Raw genomic sequence first — 15936 nt, forward strand, 5'->3', positions numbered from 1 at the left:
AAAATATCGTGCTCCCCTGAACTAAATCCCAATTTTATTATCAGTAAGTTGATTAAGTTTGATGTCAATTAAATGATATCGATACTGTTTAATGTGTACCGCTCAATACTTTAGCAGGATCTAATTTGCTGGCTCGACGTGCTGGATACCAGCTGGCCATTAAACTGAGTAATAATGAAGTCATAAATACGTAAAATACGTCAAACCAATGCAGCTCAACGGGAAAGAAATTGATAAAATAAATATCCCCAGACAAAAATGAATAACCCATCCATTTTTCCAGTAAGTGCATAATTTCAGTTAATTTTAGTGATAGCAGCACACCAAGAAATACTCCACTGATACTACCGATCAAACCTGTCCATAAACCATAAAAAATAAAAATGGTTTGTATGAGTTTATCTTGAGCTCCTAATGTACGTAATATAGCAATATCATTTTTTTTATCTTTTACCACCATGATGAGAGTCGAAACGATATTAAAACTGGCCACACTCATCACTAATACCATCGCGATATACATGATGCTTCGAATCATTTGAATGTCATGATACATATAACCATAGGTAGAGATCCAACTACTAAAATTGACATCACTTTTTGTCGCTTGAGCTGCTTTATGAGTGATATGATCTGCATTAAAAATATCCTTTATTTTTATTTTAATACCACTGATTTTATCACCCATTTCTAAATATTGTTGTGCATCTGACAGGGGAATGATAGCCAGATTATGGTCTAATTGACCACTGAGCTGAAATACGCCTATCACTTGTAGATGTATCCGCTTTGGTTTTAATAATCTGATTTGAGGATTTATGTTAGGGATCAGGATGGTTAGCCATGACCCCACTTTGACACCGAGAGTGTTTGCTAAGCCTTGACCTAAAATAATTTGTTTCTGGTTGGCTTTAAATTTTTGCCAAGCATGATTAAGAACGAAATCGGGTAAAGCACTAATGCTGTGTTCCCTTTTTAGAGAAACGCCATTGATCTGCACTGCTCGAATTTTTGTTTCATTTTCTATTAAGCCCGTAAAATCAATGTAAGGAGCCGCTGAAATAATGCCTTTTATTTTTTCTACACGATTTAAAATAAGAGGCCAATCATAAATAGACAAATCAAGAAAATGAATTTGTCCATGTGGTACCACTGCAAGCACCCTGTTTTTTAATTCTCTTTCAAAACCATTCATTGTACTAAGACTAATAATGAGCACTGCAACTCCTAGCGCAATCGAAAAAATCGAAATTAAAGATAGCAGAGATACCATCCCTCCTTTTCGCCGATCACGATTGAAACGCCAAGCGATTAACCATGCTCTGGCAAATAGGAATGTCATTCTTACCGTGCCTCGGATAACGATAAAATCGGATGCAAATGGCCATCAGTCATTTCCAATTGTTGATTTAGGCGTTTTGCATATTTTAAATCATGGGTCACCACCAGAAAGGTCGTGCCTTGATTTATGTTTATTTGACTTAATAGATTAAAGACGGCTTCTGCATTTTGTTGATCTAGATTACCGGTCGGTTCATCCGCAAGTACTAAAGAAGGTGTATTGACTAACGCACGAGCAATAGCGACTCTCTGGCGTTCCCCACCAGAAAGTTGGGAAGGGCGATGTTGATGACGATTATCGAGGCCGACTAATTCAAGCATCGTCAACGCTTTTTGTTTGGCTGTTCGTGCTTTTTCTCCAGCAATCAACAAAGGCATGGAGACATTTTCTAGAGCAGTAAAATCTGGAAGAAGGTGGTGGAATTGGTAAATGAACCCTAAATGACGATTACGTAACTTTGCTTTTTTTGAAGTAGAAAGATGATTTATCAGGTTACCTTGAAAAAAAATTTCACCAGAGCTTGGTGAATCAAGCCCTCCCAATAAATGTAACAATGTGCTTTTCCCAGAACCAGAGCTTCCAACAATGGCCATCATTTGGCCGGCTTGAAGCGTAAATGTAATATTTTTCAACACATTTGCATGCAATTTTCCTTCTCGGTAAGTTTTACACAGTTTTTCACAGTGCAACAATGGAGGAGCATTTTTATTCATAGCGTAATGCCTCAGCAGGTTGAAAGTTAGCTGCACGCCAAGAAGGATAGAGAGTAGATAAGAGCGCCATGAATATAGCAGACAGACTAATAATAAACACCTGCATAGGATCAATGCTAACAGGTAAGGATTCCCCTGCTATTAATAAACCTAAAATAGGAAGCAATTTTTCTAATTGACCTGTTAATATTATTCCTAATAATGCCCCTAAAACACTGCCAACAATCCCAGATGTTGACCCTTGCACTATAAACATGGTCATAATTTGGCGCCGAGTAAAACCTTGAGTTTGTAAAATAGCGACTTCCCGTTGTTTATCCATCACTAGCAACCCTAATGAAGTCATAATATTAAAGGCTGCCACAATGATGATAAGACTTAACAATAGACCCATCATATTTTTTTCCATTTGCATTGCTTGAAAAAGTGCGCCTTTGCGTTCACGCCAATCTTTCCATACTGTGCCATCCGGTAGTTTTTGCTTGCTTAATGAGGCGACCTTAAGAGGTTGAGTCAAGAATAAACGCCAACCTGTAATATCCCCTAAGGGATAACGCATTAAGCGAGAGGCATCTTGCTGGTTCACAAAAAATTGATCAGCATCGACTTCACTATTTGCAGAGAAAACGCCAACCAGGGTAAATAGGCGTTGACTCAGCATACCTCCCATAGGAGTAAGCTGGCGGACGCTAGGCACAATTAAACGAACGGTATCACCGGATTGAATCCCGAGTTGCTGAGCTAATTTAGCACCCATGATGATGCGGTATTGGCCTGGTTGAAGTAGATTTTGATGAACATTAATAAAATATTTTGAAAGAGGTTCGTATTGTTCTGGATTAATCCCCAGCATGACACCAGCACTGATATTTTGTGCACTCTGTATGACAACATCACTAGTGGTGATAGGTGCAATATGTTTGATGCCTTTTAAATTCTGTAATTTGGAGACAGATATTTTTTGAGGATCAATCACATTTTCAGGAGTTGTAATTAATGCCTCAGGCATAAGCCCTAAAACATTATTTTGCAAATCTCGTTCAAATCCATTCATCACAGATAAAACCACAATCATTGACATGACTCCAAGCATAATCCCGATGCTAGAGAGCGATGAAACTAAACGACCGAAGCGGTCAGAACGTCTTCCATAAATATAACGTAAGCCAATAAAAAGCGTGACAGGCTGATACATGCAAATTGAGATCCTGTTGCTAAAGTCAAGTGTTCAAGGATAATAAAGGGTCTAACTATTTTATGGAACCACTCGTATTTATATTTGCGAGCTTTATCGCATAATTTATGATCTGGTTTTCTTTTACTATATTTGTATGTTTATCCATTATGTTAAATAAAATCATCTCTCAAAAAGACCGTTATAAATTACCCACTGCGCCTTCTGACGTACGACAATTAGGTCAATTAACAGGTTCTGCATGTGTGTTGGAGTGTGCTGAAATCATTGAGCGTCATTTGGGGCTCGCCATCCTGATAACCCCGGATAGGCAAACTGGGCTGCAGTTAAAATATGAACTTCAAGCATTTACCTCTCATCCCGTTTCCATTTTGCCTGATTGGGAAACTTTGCCCTACGATCATTTTTCTCCTCATCAATCGATTATTTCTGATCGTTTAGCTTGTTTATATCAGCTGCCAAGTCGAGATCGTGGAGCGATTATTGTTCCCATAAACACTTTTATGCAGCGAATTTGTCCTTATTCTTTTTTGCATCGTCACGCCGTGTTCTTAAAAAAAAACCAACGTTTGTCCCTTGATCTATTGCGTGTTCAACTCGATAAGGCAGGTTATCGTTCTGTACATCAGGTGATGGAACATGGTGAATTTGCTATTCGTGGCGGATTGCTCGATTTATATCCTATGGGGAGTGATGAACCCTATCGAATTGATTTTTTTGATAATGAAATAGAGAGTTTGAGAGTTTTCGACGTCGATACACAGCGCACTTTATCTGAAATTGAACAAATTAATTTGTTGCCTGCTCATGAGTTTCCTATTGATAAAACAGCCATTGAATCGTTTCGTAGTCAGTGGCGAGAGCAATTTGAGATACGTCGTGATCCAGAACATATCTACCAACAAATCAGCAAAAATATTTTGCCTGCAGGCATTGAATATTGGCAGCCGCTTTTTTTTAATGAGCCCCTGGATACTTTATTTGATTATTTATCCGCTGATGTTTTGTTGATGAATATAGGTGATATACAGGCCGCAGCGGAAGGTTTTTGGAAAGATATTCATCAACGTTATGAGCATCGACGCATTGATCCCATGCGCCCGTTATTGGCGCCTGATAAATTATGGTTAAATGTACCAGAGCTTTTTAGCGGACTAAAAGCCTGGCCTCGTATTCAATTAAGAACTGAGACGCTACCTAATAAATCCGCAAATACCAATTTACCTTATGAGCCATTGCCAGAGCTGGCTGTGCAACGATCGCAAAAAAATCCTTTGATGCATTTATCTGATTTTATAAAACGCTTTAAGGGCATTGTGGTGTTTTCAGTGGAAACTGAAGGCCGTCAAGAAACACTCCGAGATCTCTTAAAGCCGATGGAAATCAATCCAGTTTTGATTTCTTCATTAGATGAAGCCATTCAACATGGGCATTATTTGATGCCAGGAGCCATGGAACGCGGTTTTATCGATACTCAGCGGCTTCGGGCTTTTATTTGTGAAAGTGATTTGTTGGGTGAGCGAGTTAATCGTAGGCGCCAGGACAATCGACGGATCATTAATACGGATGTTTTAATACGTAACTTGATGGAGCTTCGCTCTGGCCAGCCTGTTGTACACCTCGAACACGGAGTGGGTCGTTATCTTGGCCTGATAAACTTAGAAACAGGTGGTATTCAAGCCGAATATTTAATTTTAGGTTATGCGAATGAAGATAAACTTTATGTTCCGGTTTCTTCTTTAAATGTCATCACGCGTTATTCAGGTTCTTCAGACGAAAATGCGCCTTTACATAAATTAGGAGGGGATGCCTGGACAAAAGCATGTAAAAAAACACTCGAAAAAGTACGGGATGTGGCCGCAGAACTTTTAGGTATTTATTCTCAGCGAGCCGCAAAACCCGGGTTTTCATTTAAGAAAGACTCTGAACAATATCAGTTGTTTTGCGAAAGCTTTCCTTTTGAGACCACCCCAGATCAAGAACAGGCTATTCATGCTGTATTAAATGATATGTCTCAGCCATTAGCGATGGATAGACTTGTTTGTGGAGATGTCGGTTTTGGAAAAACGGAAGTGGCGATGAGAGCCGCTTTTTTAGCGGTCATCAATCATAAACAAGTGGCCGTTTTAGTGCCAACCACTTTGCTTGCTCAGCAGCATTTTGATAATTTTCGCGATCGTTTTGCTCATTGGCCGATTCAAATAGAAATGCTTTCACGGTTTCGAACCGCCAAAGAACAAAAACAGATCTTGCAACAAGTGGCGGAAGGAAAGTTAGATATCCTTATAGGAACGCATAAATTGTTGAAAAATGATTTGTGCTGGAAAGATCTGGGTTTGTTGATCGTAGATGAGGAGCATCGTTTTGGTGTACGCCATAAAGAGCGAATAAAAGCAATCCGAACGGATGTTGATATCTTGACCCTAACGGCAACGCCGATTCCTCGTACACTGAATATGGCAATGAGTGGCATGCGAGATTTATCTATTATTGCTACTCCTCCTGCTCGGCGTCTTTCCGTAAAAACGTTTGTAAGAGAATATGACTCGTTTCTAATCAAGGAAGCGATATTGCGTGAAATTTTAAGAGGCGGTCAAGTTTACTATCTTTATAATGAGGTTGAAACCATTGAAAAAACTTATGAAACCTTAAAAAAATTGGTGCCTGAAGCACGAATTACCTTGGCTCACGGACAAATGCGAGAACGGGATCTAGAACGTGTGATGAACGATTTTCATCATCAGCGCTTCAACCTGTTGGTTTGTACCACGATTATTGAGACCGGTATCGATATTGCAAATGCGAATACCATTATTATCGAAAAAGCAAACCATTTTGGTCTTGCACAACTTCATCAATTGCGTGGTCGAGTTGGGCGTTCCCATCATCAGGCTTATGCTTATTTACTGACGCCTCCCCCAAAGGCCATAACAAATGATGCAAAAAAACGTTTGGAGGTCATTACCTCGTTAGAAGATTTAGGTTCTGGATTTGCTTTGGCCACCCACGATCTTGAAATTCGTGGTGCTGGAGAATTATTGGGAGAAAACCAAAGTGGTCAAATAAATGCAGTGGGGTTTTCTCTTTATATGGAAATGCTAGAAAATGCAGTAGAGGCTTTTAAAAAAGGCAAAGATCCTTCATTGGAAGCATTTATTCGTCCTCAATCTGAAATTGAAATGCACCTTCCAACGCTCCTGCCTGAAAATTTTATTCCTGATGTTAATATTCGTTTGTCTTTTTATAAAAGAATTGCAAATGCGAATAATCATGTTGAATTAAATGAGCTCAAGATTGAATTGATTGATCGTTTTGGTTTACTGCCAGATGAAGTGCAGTATCTCTTAAAAACGGCTTATTTCCGACAGAAATCAGAAAAATTAGGCATTAAGCGAATTGAAAGTCATGAAAAAGGAGGATTTTTAACTTTTAGAGACGATCATCAAGTCAATCCTGCTTATTTAATTGGTTTATTACAAAAAAACTCAACAATTTATCGTTTAGAAGGCTCCAGCAAATTGAAATTTATTCTCGACTTAAAGAATAAAAACGAGCGTCTTAAATTTATTGAAGATCTGTTATCATCTTTAGAAGATCATAGATTGATAACAGCTTGAATTAATTGAAGAGATAAATAGATTATTTTTTGAAATAATTGTATTATGAAGCGCGAAATTTTTCGCAGATTTGTATTTTTCTGCTATCAAATATCAATTTTTAATTGAAACAGCATGATAAAGAAAAGTATATTTTCATTACCTCTCTATTCAAAACTCCAGCAAGGGCTGTCTATTCAAAGTCTTAGAGTGTCATGTTAAAAAACTGTCAAGACAGAAGTCACGGTTCCCGATCAGTTTTGAAGAGGTTTTTAAGGAGATTAAAAATGACACAAACAGTATTATTTCAGGGAAAAGAAACCAGAGTTTCAAGAAAATTTCTTGAACCAGGTAATAAGGCCCCTTCTTTCAAACTGGTTGGAAAAAATTTATCAGAACATTCACTCAGTGATTTTGCAGGAAAGAATAAGATCCTGAATATTTTTCCAAGCATTGATACGGGGGTATGTGCTGCTTCAGTACGTCGATTTAATGAATCAGCGGCGGAACTCCGCAATACTGTTGTTCTCTGTATTTCTGCTGATCTTCCTTTTGCTCAATCTCGATTTTGTGGTGCTGAAAATTTAAACAATGTCATTACCCTGTCTGCTTTTCGCGATAACAGTTTTAAGCACGCTTATGGCGTCGACATATCCGAAGGGATGTTAAAGGGATTAACGGCAAGGGCTGTATTAGTGCTCAATCAGCAAGATGAAATTGTTTATAGTGAGCTGGTGAGCGAAATGACTACTGAGCCTAATTATGAAGCTGCTTTGGATGCGTTAAAAAAACTGTAACATTTCATCCGCTCTCTGCAGTAGAAAATTGAAAACATGGGAAACAAGATAGCAGTCAAACAGACAAAGAGATGATTTTAGTGAATGAGGGCTCTTGTGCATCAAAATTGAAAAGATCCCATCATTTTTAGCTATGATCCAGTTGTCTGCTCTATCTGTGAAGAGCTTAAGAAAAGAAAAATACAAAGTTCGCTCTGAGATTCAACGTTTTTTGGCAGGATAAAAAATATCAAAAACTGTCTTTACGTTTTTGATTAACCGGAACTGACTTTTTTTTCGTTTCTCAGTGGCTTATTTTAAAGTATTTTTATTTAATTTAATCCGTGGGAAGATCTTGTTTGTAAAGCAAAACTATTCTCTTCTTTATCTGTAGTAATTTTAGTCTCTTTAAAATGAGGAACCAATCGAGCTTGCTCCTTACGATAATTAGATGCCTCAGAAAAATTATGTTTTACTTTCATACAATCTGAAAACACGTTCGTTACTTTTTCAAAGTTTTCTTTAGTCGCTGGAACATCAACATTCAAATCTCCTGTTGATACTTTATGTGCAGTTTTTATAAGGCCAGTGAACAAACCCGTTAACATATTTGATAAAATTGGTGCTGGATATTCTTCAGGGTCACTTTTACCAAAACGACCATTTTTAGCGTACTGACAATATGTACTTGCGGTATCCAAGAATTCAGAGATGTTTTATAAATAACTTTTATTTCAACTTGTTTCACTGCTGCTGCTTGCATGAAGTGTGGGTGGTGTATTTTTAGGGGATGTATTTTTTGTTACCTCTTTAAAGGTTTCAGGGAGATTTTCTTTATTATGAAAACCTTTTTGATCTATAAGACTTATTTGTGGCATTTCGGTTTTCTTAGAGTAGTTTATTGATGGTAGAGGCGTATAATTTTCCCTTATGATTAAAATTTCGTCATTTTTTATGAAAATGGGTAAAATGTAAATAAATTATTTTATAAAATATTAAATAAGTATCAATATTTCAATTGAGCGTTTATATCACGCCACGTTAATTTATTGAATAAGGTATTTTACTTGGTTTGTATTTTTTGAATTAATATATAATTTATTTATTTCAATAATTTACCATTTTTAATGGTGCCATATAAACATAATATGTGAGTCACATTTCAAAAAATTCACTCTGAGTTTTTAGGAAATAAAAAGCTGGCTATAATTCCAAGCATCAATACTACCATCACGATCAATAAGCTGGTTGGCCCTGAAATATGATAGCCATGATGGAAAATATGCTCTGAAGCATTTAAAGCCAGTTTGATGGCAATAAAAAATAATAACGCAATCACAGATTTTTCCAGATGGATTAAACACTGTTTCATTGCTTCGAGCACAAAATACAAGGTTCTTAAACCCAGTATGGCAAAGACCATGGCACTATAAATAATGACAGGATCACGACTGACAGCGACCACAGCGGGTACAGAATCAAATGCAAATATCACATCAGAAAGTTCAATAACGGCCAAACACAACATTAATGGAGTGGCATAAAACGCACTGTTTCTAAATTGGTCAATCTTAATATCGCTGTTTTCTGGTTTTTTTAATTCTTTCTTGACTTCATTTCCTGTTAATAAAAACGCCGAACCCTTAAGTCTAGGCCATATAGGGAAAAACCGCTTCACCAGCCGATAAGCAAAATGTTGAGAGTAATCTTCAGTCTGCTGTTGATTTTTTTTATCTTTAAGCATCATGAGGGCTGTCCAACCAACAATACCGGCAAATACAAATTCTATCCAAGGCCCCAAGGATAACAAACTGGTTCCTATGGCAACAAAAATCGCCCTAAAAATAATGGCCCCAATTACCCCCCAATAGAGAACACGTAACTTATCGTTATCAGGGACTGCAAACCAAGCAAAAATAGCCATAATCACAAATAAATTATCGATAGATAGTACTTTTTCTAAAGTGTATCCAGTGATAAATAAAGTCGCCAATTCCTGGCCATGGGATAAGTATAGAAAACCCGCAAAAACAAAGGCAATTCCAACCCAGAAAAGCGACCAAAAACAAGCACTTTTAAGTGAAATAGGCTTATTATTTCTGTGCATAAACAAATCTATAAAAATAGCCAGTACAGATAATGTGACAAATACGATGAGTGTTTTTGGAGGAAAACCAATAGTCAAAGGTTCCATATTTTTTCTCAATCAGGTTGATGTTAACTTCAAGGCGATATCATAAAATGATGATTAGGAAAGTATGGTCAAATTAAAAAACAGTAAAAATTATTTTTTAAAAAAATGCCCCATTTTATTCTTTTTTGTTGATAAATAGTCTTGATTGTTTGGATTACTCTCTACGATTAACGACACTCGCTGAACAACATTGATGCCTTCTTTTTTCAAAATCTTGATTTTTTCAGGATTATTGGTCAGCAAACGTATCGCTTTGACATCCAGAATTTTATAAATGTTGGCACAGACGGTAAAATCACGTTCATCGGTGGCAAAACCAAGTTGATGGTTTGCTTCAACCGTATCAGCTCCTTGATCTTGAAGTGCATAAGCTCGAATTTTATTTAACAGTCCGATATTTCTTCCCTCTTGACGATGATAAATGAGTAGACCTCGTTTTTCTTCACAAATCTGCTTAAATGCGGCTTTCAGTTGAAAACCACAGTCACAACGTAAGCTAAACAAGGCGTCTCCTGTTAAACATTCAGAGTGGATCCTGGATAATACGGGGGCATCCGTTGAAATATCACCTAAAACTAATGCAAGATGCTCTTGTTCCTTGTCTAATTCTTTAAATCCGATCATTAAAAAATCACCCCAAGGGGTCGGTAATTTTGCTTCCGATATACGTTTCAGATTCATGTCGATAAGTCATACTCTTAAAAATTTTTTAGTGTAATTTAGTCATAAGATAAAAGCGATATATTGCCGGTTTTTTCTTGGCTTATCTTTATTTTATTCGGCAAGATATAAAGCAGATCGTATGAATGATTCAAATAAATCAAAGGAGGTGAAATGAAAAGTGTGATGAAACAAATTATTTTCAGCAGTATGCTTTTATTGATCATTCCGTCTAGCGCCTGGATTTTTGGGTGGCAATGGCAGCTTACTCATGCTGATTCTAATTTATTAAAGGGGCTATTTGGAGTAACACAAACGGCAAGTTATTCTTGGGGCATTTTGACCTGTATTTTATTATCGGCTTGTTTTCTTCGATGTTTGCGCTTTCGTTTAAAGGTTGCCCTGCAATTTTTGGTGCTCTTGTTGATATTAATGGTCATTGGGCAGACGGTGAAAATTATCATGAAAAATCAAATAAAAGAACCTAGACCTTTTTTAGTATGCCTGGAAACAAAGCATCATATTGAAAATAAAAATTTTTATTCTTTAAATATTGAACCTCGAACGCTTTTATTAAAACGTTTATTAAAATCGGAAACGAATGCGCCCACCTGGTTGAAAAAATATTGGCAGGCTGAAACAGGATTCTCTTTTCCATCAGGGCACAGTATTTTTGCTGCGAGTTGGGCTCTACTGGCGGTCGGTTTACTATGGCCCCTTCGTTATTATAAAACGGTGATTTTTTTGATGTTGTGGTCATCCGGAGTGATGATCAGCCGTTTGCTATTAGGCATGCACTGGCCGATCGACATTTTTGTCTCAATATTAATCAGTAGTTTATTGAGCATATTATCATGCTGGGTTGTTTATCGCTGGATTAATCCAATCCCATTGAATAAAAAAGAAAAGTTCTAACGCTCATTGATTAACGTTTTTTTACTTTTTTTCTAAGGTAGGAATATCTGTGAAATTTGTTCTCATTTTTTTATTAGTCTGCATACTGTCCGTGATTTTAATCATATTTGGGGCGAATAATAAGGAAGAGGTTGTTTTTAATTATTTATTGGCTCAAAACTCATATCGTTTATCAACCTTGTTAGTCAATATTTTTTTAACTGGGTTATTTTTGGGGTGGATCATCACGGGTATATTTTATTTAAAAGCACGAATAGCGCTGATGAAAGCAAAACGAAAAATAAAACAATTAACATTAAATCAAGATCAACAGGTCAAAAATGACGCCAATTTAAAGATCATTGACGATAAAAAGAGATTTTTTTAAATGCTTGAGCTTCTATTTTTATTATTACCTGTAGCAGCAGGCTACGGGTGGTATATGGGATCGAGAGGTTTTAAAAACAATCAACAACAAAATGAGAATCGATTATCACGTAATTATGTCAATGGTCTGGATTTTTTACTTTCAAATCAAAAAGACAAAGCTTTTGATCTTTTCCTCGAGATGCTTAAAAAAGAGGGTTCTGCTTTTGAAGCGCATTTAACGTTAGGAAATTTATTTCGCTCTCGAGGCGAAACGGATCGTGCCATCAGGATCCATCAATCTTTGATGGAAAGTGCTTCTCTGACCTTTGATCAACGTTTATTAGCTATTCAACAATTAGGGCGAGATTATATGGCCGCGGGATTGTATGATCGTGCGGAAAGAATGTTTAATGAACTTATTGAAGAAAAAAATTTTCGAGTGAGTTCATTACAACAGCTTTTGGCGATTTATCAGGCCATGAGCGAATGGGTTAATGCCATTAAAGTCGCCCAAAAATTAATCAAATCAGGCAAAGAACATCAACATTTACAAAAAAAGGTGGCACATTTTTATTGTGAGTTGGCTTTAAAGGCGATTGCTATCGATGATACTTCTAATGCCATTAGTTTGCTAAAAAACGCCATTTCGGTAAATAAGCATTGTGCGAGAGCATCCATTATGCTTGGAAGACTTTATATTGATTCTAATGATTTTTCTAAAACAGTGGCAGTGCTTCAAAAAGTATTGGATCAGGATAAAGAAGTCATTAGTGAAGCATTACTCATGCTTGATAAATGCTACAAAAATTTACCGAAATCCACATCGGATTGGATGATTTTTTTAAACCGTTGCGTAAATGAGGGGGCAGGGGTAGTCGCTGAGCTGATGATGTCAGATTTAATTGAACAGAAAGAGGGATTAGAAGCCGCGCAAATTTATGTTAACCGGCAATTACAACGTCATCCCAATATCCATCTTTTTCATCGATTAATGCATTATCATTTATTGGATGCAGAGGAAGGTCGAGCAAAAGAAAGTTTATTGTTATTAATGAACATTGTTGCCGAACAGATTCGCACAAAACCTTCTTATCATTGCCGTCAATGTGGTTTTACATCACATTCTTTCTACTGGCGTTGCCCATCTTGTCGCTCTTGGGATTCAGTCAAATCTATTAAGGGCTTTGATGGTCAGTAAATGCTCATCGAGCTAATTGAAGAGATGCATCTTTTATAAAGAACCGCCCTTTGATATAAAATGGAAAATGACAAAAAATGATATTTTACAAGCCTAAAAAAAATTCATCTCACTTTCTTTCACCCATTATTGTTGCACTCGATTACAGGGATAAAAATAAAGCGTTGGCTTTTGTTGACAAAATTAACCCTCAGTATTGTCAATTAAAAGTGGGGAATGAAATGTTCACGCTCTATGGGCCTGAATGGATTAAAGAGTTGCAAAAACGGGGATTCCAGGTTTTTCTTGATCTTAAGTTTCATGACATTCCGAATACAACGGCTCGATCAGTGGCTTCCGCTGCTGAGTTAGGCGTCTGGATGGTCAATGTGCATGCAAGCGGAGGCGGCCATATGATGGAAGCGGCCAAAAAAACACTTTTGCCTTACGGTAAAGAAGCTCCTCTATTGATTGCGGTGACCCTGCTCACGAGCATGACAACTCAAGATTTACAGCCCATAGGTATTTATGGTGAACAGCAAGAACAAGTGACACGTTTAGCAAAATTAAGTCAAGATTCTGGAATGGACGGTGTCGTTTGTTCCGCTCAAGAAGCTCAAATGTTAAGACAGCACTGTGGATCAAGTTTTCAGCTAGTGACACCGGGTATTCGCCCATTAAACAGTGTTAATTTTGATCAGTCACGCACCATGGATCCAAAAGAAGCCTTAAAAGCGGGGGCGAATTATTTGGTCATAGGTCGTCCCATAACAGGATCTGAACATCCAGTTCAAAGTTTAAAAAATTTATATACTTTATTGATGAACTCATAAAATATGATGAACGATCCCAACAGTCATTTAATTTATTCGACAGATAAGAATGCTTTTCCTAAATTAGAAAAGCGGGAACCTTTACCTATTCAAAAAGATGCTCTGATACGATTAGAGTACCAAACACATGGACGAAAAGGTAAAGGGGTAAGCCTTGTGATCGGTTTAAAAGGAGGGGATGAAGCGATTTCTTCATTGGCGGCAGAATTAAAAAAGCAATGTGGTTGCGGGGGAACGGTTAAACAAGGAATCATTGAAATTCAAGGAGATAAAATCGCTTTTTTAAAAAAACGACTTGAAGCGAAAGGTTTTAAAGTGAGACTGGTTAGAGGGTAAAACAGGTTCGAAATTTTATGAAAAAACGGGATTGAGTTTCGCTTGAAAAAGATCACGAATTAAGTGAATTTATTTTATTTGGATGTTCCTTACTGCCCGTTTTCCAACGGACCTCTGAATGGACGTTATTCCTTTATTGTGCCGAAGTCTGTCAGCAGCGGTGAACTGAGGGCGTTTAATGAAAATTAATAATTAATAGTTAAATGGCTATTTAAAATGACAGATTAAAGGCGTTTAGTGTTCCGTTGATTCGAAAACACCTGGTTAATGTATCAGTTCATCGATTATAGGCATTTTTTTATCCTCAATAATCAAATTCTTAATTAGAATGGCTATTGACACAGTTTATTTTTTAGACTTTCGTATTTGATCACTGTGCTATTTTTCGACCTCACCCTAAACGATTTTAGTCCACTTTTTCATGTCCATTAATACAGGCGGTGTATCTTTAGTGAATTCTTTTTTAACACTATGACACAAAATGCGGGTTAATGAGGTTGGGAAAGCAGTCACTTCTCTTGAAAGGAGATCAGAAAATGCTTTATGCCCTGGATCATATACAGATATCGATTTTACAAAATCAAGTTTACTAAGGTCTGGTAGGCTAGTTATTGGTGCATCTTCTAATTTCAAATAACTCGCTTTCGTTCTGATAGCATGTAAAATTTTTTCTGAAACTAATAAACGGTTCTTCTTTTCATCATTATTAGGCGCGTTATTAATCCATTCAACCAAACGTGTTGTATTTGGATATTCATTTTCATCTAAATTAATTCCAGCTTTCACGCAATTATAAATCTGGTTCATATTAAGCTTATCAATTATGATTCTGTGCGGTAATACAGGTAATGATTGGAAGAAGTCGAAGGTTTGTTCTGATAAATTATCATGAGTTAAAGTACAATTGTTTTGTTCATATTTTTTGGTACTCATACCAGCATGTTTTTCTACAGTTTCGTTTGTTTTATTTTCATTCTTCACATCTTTAGTCTTCAAACTACAATTTGAATTTTTAATTTTAATAAGATTAACAAATTTGTTTTTATTTACTCTGATTTTTTTACAAACAAATAGATTCAAATTTGAAACAAAATTTTTGCACGCTTTTTTTATACTCATCATTTTTCACCAATCAAAGTTAGAATTTATAATGACAAATTTTTTGAGCTCATGCTTTCAAAAAAATACTTAATTAGCTAAATTTTGCCAAAAAGGTAAAGCTAGCTTTTGTATTCATAAATCTGATATTGAATCGACATTGAAAAAAGTGATCGCTTTTTACCAACTCAAAAAAATGGTCGGCCCTAGTTATCAAGATAAATTTCGAGCCTTTTTAACAAAAGCACTCTCAACGATGAAATCTCGAACATACAATTATTAATGACATTTTAATAATGATAAAGGCATGAGACTATTTTGAGAGTCGTGTTATTTATTCCGTGTATCAGCCTGTGCTCATCGGTGATTCGTCTAGACCAAAAACCCGATAAATCATGCTTCAGAGGTTCTGGCTTTCCCTTTCCAGAGAAAGGGGTACATTGAATATCGCGTAGCAATTCATTAATACGTTTTAACGTCTTTTTGTCGACCTGTTGCCAATAAAGATAATCCTCCCACGATTGGCTAGAAAAGACGATTTTCACTCTATCAATTCTCTTTCTTGACCTTTTTCATGATTGATCTCTTCGATGGACTCTATCAGTTTTCGGGCATTTTTGGGCGAACGGAGTAAATACGCCGTTTCTTACAGTGATTGATATTTATCAAAGGACATTAAAACGCACGGTATCCCTTTCTGTCTGGTGATTAATATGGGAGGTTCTATCTTCAATGGTTTTATTCATCAGTGAG

The 15936-nt window shown here is 36.6% G+C and carries 16 protein-coding genes and 1 pseudogene; 7 read left to right on the top strand and 10 right to left on the bottom strand.

Annotated elements, in window-relative coordinates:
- Positions 1–88: 88 nt before the first annotated feature.
- From lolE to lolC, 3 genes are read right to left on the bottom strand one after another with little or no spacing between them, the layout of a single operon-like run.
- The gene (gene lolE, locus AACL23_RS03670; RefSeq protein WP_100095975.1) at positions 89–1342 is read right to left on the bottom strand and encodes a lipoprotein-releasing ABC transporter permease subunit LolE; all 1254 of its coding nucleotides are present in this window, start codon (positions 1340–1342) and stop codon (positions 89–91) included.
- A gap of 2 nt (positions 1343–1344) precedes the next feature.
- A complete protein-coding gene (lolD, locus tag AACL23_RS03675; RefSeq protein WP_095033785.1) occupies positions 1345–2055 on the bottom strand; it encodes a lipoprotein-releasing ABC transporter ATP-binding protein LolD in 711 nt (236 codons plus the stop codon).
- Complete coding sequence (gene lolC / locus AACL23_RS03680; RefSeq protein ID WP_100095973.1) at positions 2048–3250, bottom strand: lipoprotein-releasing ABC transporter permease subunit LolC; 1203 nt, start codon at positions 3248–3250, stop codon at positions 2048–2050. Before lolC ends, lolD begins: the two co-directional genes overlap by 8 nt.
- Before the next feature lie 164 nt (positions 3251–3414).
- On the opposite strand from lolC, the gene mfd reads away from it, so the two are divergent.
- Positions 3415–6867, top strand: a complete 3453-nt coding sequence (gene mfd / locus AACL23_RS03685) for a transcription-repair coupling factor (protein WP_339051571.1) — start codon at positions 3415–3417, stop codon at positions 6865–6867.
- A gap of 266 nt (positions 6868–7133) precedes the next feature.
- Complete coding sequence (gene tpx / locus AACL23_RS03690; protein WP_339050205.1) at positions 7134–7643, top strand: thiol peroxidase; 510 nt, start codon at positions 7134–7136, stop codon at positions 7641–7643.
- A gap of 311 nt (positions 7644–7954) precedes the next feature.
- On the opposite strand, the gene AACL23_RS03695 is transcribed toward tpx, so the two are convergent.
- The 4 genes from AACL23_RS03695 to ribA form a co-directional block, all read right to left on the bottom strand.
- Positions 7955–8323: a hypothetical protein gene (locus tag AACL23_RS03695; RefSeq protein ID WP_095033783.1), complete on the bottom strand. Its 369-nt coding sequence runs from the start codon at positions 8321–8323 to the stop codon at positions 7955–7957.
- A 33-nt stretch (positions 8324–8356) separates the two neighbouring features.
- Positions 8357–8500: a hypothetical protein gene (locus AACL23_RS03700; protein ID WP_339050207.1), complete on the bottom strand. Its 144-nt coding sequence runs from the start codon at positions 8498–8500 to the stop codon at positions 8357–8359.
- A 293-nt stretch (positions 8501–8793) separates the two neighbouring features.
- On the bottom strand, positions 8794–9816 hold the full coding sequence (locus AACL23_RS03705; protein ID WP_339050209.1) for a TerC/Alx family metal homeostasis membrane protein: 1023 nt from the start codon (positions 9814–9816) through the stop codon (positions 8794–8796).
- Positions 9817–9906: 90 nt separating this feature from the next.
- Entirely contained in the window at positions 9907–10497 is a 591-nt protein-coding gene (gene ribA, locus AACL23_RS03710; protein ID WP_095033781.1) for a GTP cyclohydrolase II, read from the bottom strand.
- Between the two features lie 153 nt (positions 10498–10650).
- Here ribA and pgpB point away from each other — a divergent pair, with 153 nt between their 5' ends.
- From pgpB to AACL23_RS03735, 5 genes are all read left to right on the top strand, one after another.
- Positions 10651–11391 (top strand): phosphatidylglycerophosphatase B, encoded by a 741-nt coding sequence (gene pgpB / locus AACL23_RS03715; RefSeq protein ID WP_339050212.1) that lies wholly within the window; start codon positions 10651–10653, stop codon positions 11389–11391.
- A 49-nt stretch (positions 11392–11440) separates the two neighbouring features.
- Positions 11441–11758 carry a LapA family protein gene (locus AACL23_RS03720; protein ID WP_174889167.1) on the top strand — a complete coding sequence of 106 codons (318 nt, stop codon included), beginning with the start codon at positions 11441–11443 and terminating at the stop codon, positions 11756–11758.
- Positions 11759–12937 carry a lipopolysaccharide assembly protein LapB gene (gene lapB, locus AACL23_RS03725; RefSeq protein WP_095033778.1) on the top strand — a complete coding sequence of 393 codons (1179 nt, stop codon included), beginning with the start codon at positions 11759–11761 and terminating at the stop codon, positions 12935–12937.
- Positions 12938–13014: 77 nt separating this feature from the next.
- A complete protein-coding gene (gene pyrF / locus AACL23_RS03730; protein WP_100095970.1) occupies positions 13015–13749 on the top strand; it encodes an orotidine-5'-phosphate decarboxylase in 735 nt (244 codons plus the stop codon).
- 6 nt (positions 13750–13755) lie between these two features.
- The gene (locus tag AACL23_RS03735; RefSeq protein ID WP_100097057.1) at positions 13756–14085 is read left to right on the top strand and encodes a stress response translation initiation inhibitor YciH; all 330 of its coding nucleotides are present in this window, start codon (positions 13756–13758) and stop codon (positions 14083–14085) included.
- A 396-nt stretch (positions 14086–14481) separates the two neighbouring features.
- Here AACL23_RS03735 and AACL23_RS03740 read toward each other — a convergent pair whose 3' ends face one another.
- From AACL23_RS03740 to AACL23_RS03750, 3 genes and pseudogenes are all read right to left on the bottom strand, one after another.
- Entirely contained in the window at positions 14482–15207 is a 726-nt protein-coding gene (locus AACL23_RS03740; RefSeq protein WP_158530899.1) for a hypothetical protein, read from the bottom strand.
- 266 nt (positions 15208–15473) lie between these two features.
- The gene (locus AACL23_RS03745) at positions 15474–15728 is read right to left on the bottom strand and encodes a Txe/YoeB family addiction module toxin (RefSeq protein ID WP_012737848.1); all 255 of its coding nucleotides are present in this window, start codon (positions 15726–15728) and stop codon (positions 15474–15476) included.
- Positions 15725–15929 (bottom strand): annotated as a pseudogene (locus AACL23_RS03750) (type II toxin-antitoxin system Phd/YefM family antitoxin). The gene AACL23_RS03745 and the pseudogene AACL23_RS03750 overlap by 4 nt, the downstream one beginning before the upstream one ends.
- Positions 15930–15936 lie beyond the last annotated feature (7 nt).

The sequence above is a fragment of the Candidatus Williamhamiltonella endosymbiont of Tuberolachnus salignus genome, from assembly GCF_964019775.1.
In the GTDB taxonomy this organism is placed as follows: Bacteria; Pseudomonadota; Gammaproteobacteria; order Enterobacterales; family Enterobacteriaceae; genus Hamiltonella; species Hamiltonella defendens.

Excerpts from the sequence above, each read along its gene's own strand:
- lolE (WP_100095975.1), bottom strand. The coding sequence starts at position 1,342 with ATGACATTCCTATTTGCCAGAGCATGGTTAATCGCTTGGCGTTTCAAT.
- lolD (WP_095033785.1), bottom strand. The coding sequence starts at position 2,055 with ATGAATAAAAATGCTCCTCCATTGTTGCACTGTGAAAAACTGTGTAAA.
- lolC (WP_100095973.1), bottom strand. The coding sequence starts at position 3,250 with ATGTATCAGCCTGTCACGCTTTTTATTGGCTTACGTTATATTTATGGA.
- tpx (WP_339050205.1), top strand. The coding sequence starts at position 7,134 with ATGACACAAACAGTATTATTTCAGGGAAAAGAAACCAGAGTTTCAAGA.
- AACL23_RS03700 (WP_339050207.1), bottom strand. The coding sequence starts at position 8,500 with ATGCCACAAATAAGTCTTATAGATCAAAAAGGTTTTCATAATAAAGAA.
- AACL23_RS03705 (WP_339050209.1), bottom strand. The coding sequence starts at position 9,816 with ATGGAACCTTTGACTATTGGTTTTCCTCCAAAAACACTCATCGTATTT.
- ribA (WP_095033781.1), bottom strand. The coding sequence starts at position 10,497 with ATGAATCTGAAACGTATATCGGAAGCAAAATTACCGACCCCTTGGGGT.
- pgpB (WP_339050212.1), top strand. The coding sequence starts at position 10,651 with ATGAAAAGTGTGATGAAACAAATTATTTTCAGCAGTATGCTTTTATTG.
- lapB (WP_095033778.1), top strand. The coding sequence starts at position 11,759 with ATGCTTGAGCTTCTATTTTTATTATTACCTGTAGCAGCAGGCTACGGG.
- pyrF (WP_100095970.1), top strand. The coding sequence starts at position 13,015 with ATGATATTTTACAAGCCTAAAAAAAATTCATCTCACTTTCTTTCACCC.
- AACL23_RS03735 (WP_100097057.1), top strand. The coding sequence starts at position 13,756 with ATGAACGATCCCAACAGTCATTTAATTTATTCGACAGATAAGAATGCT.
- AACL23_RS03740 (WP_158530899.1), bottom strand. The coding sequence starts at position 15,207 with ATGATGAGTATAAAAAAAGCGTGCAAAAATTTTGTTTCAAATTTGAAT.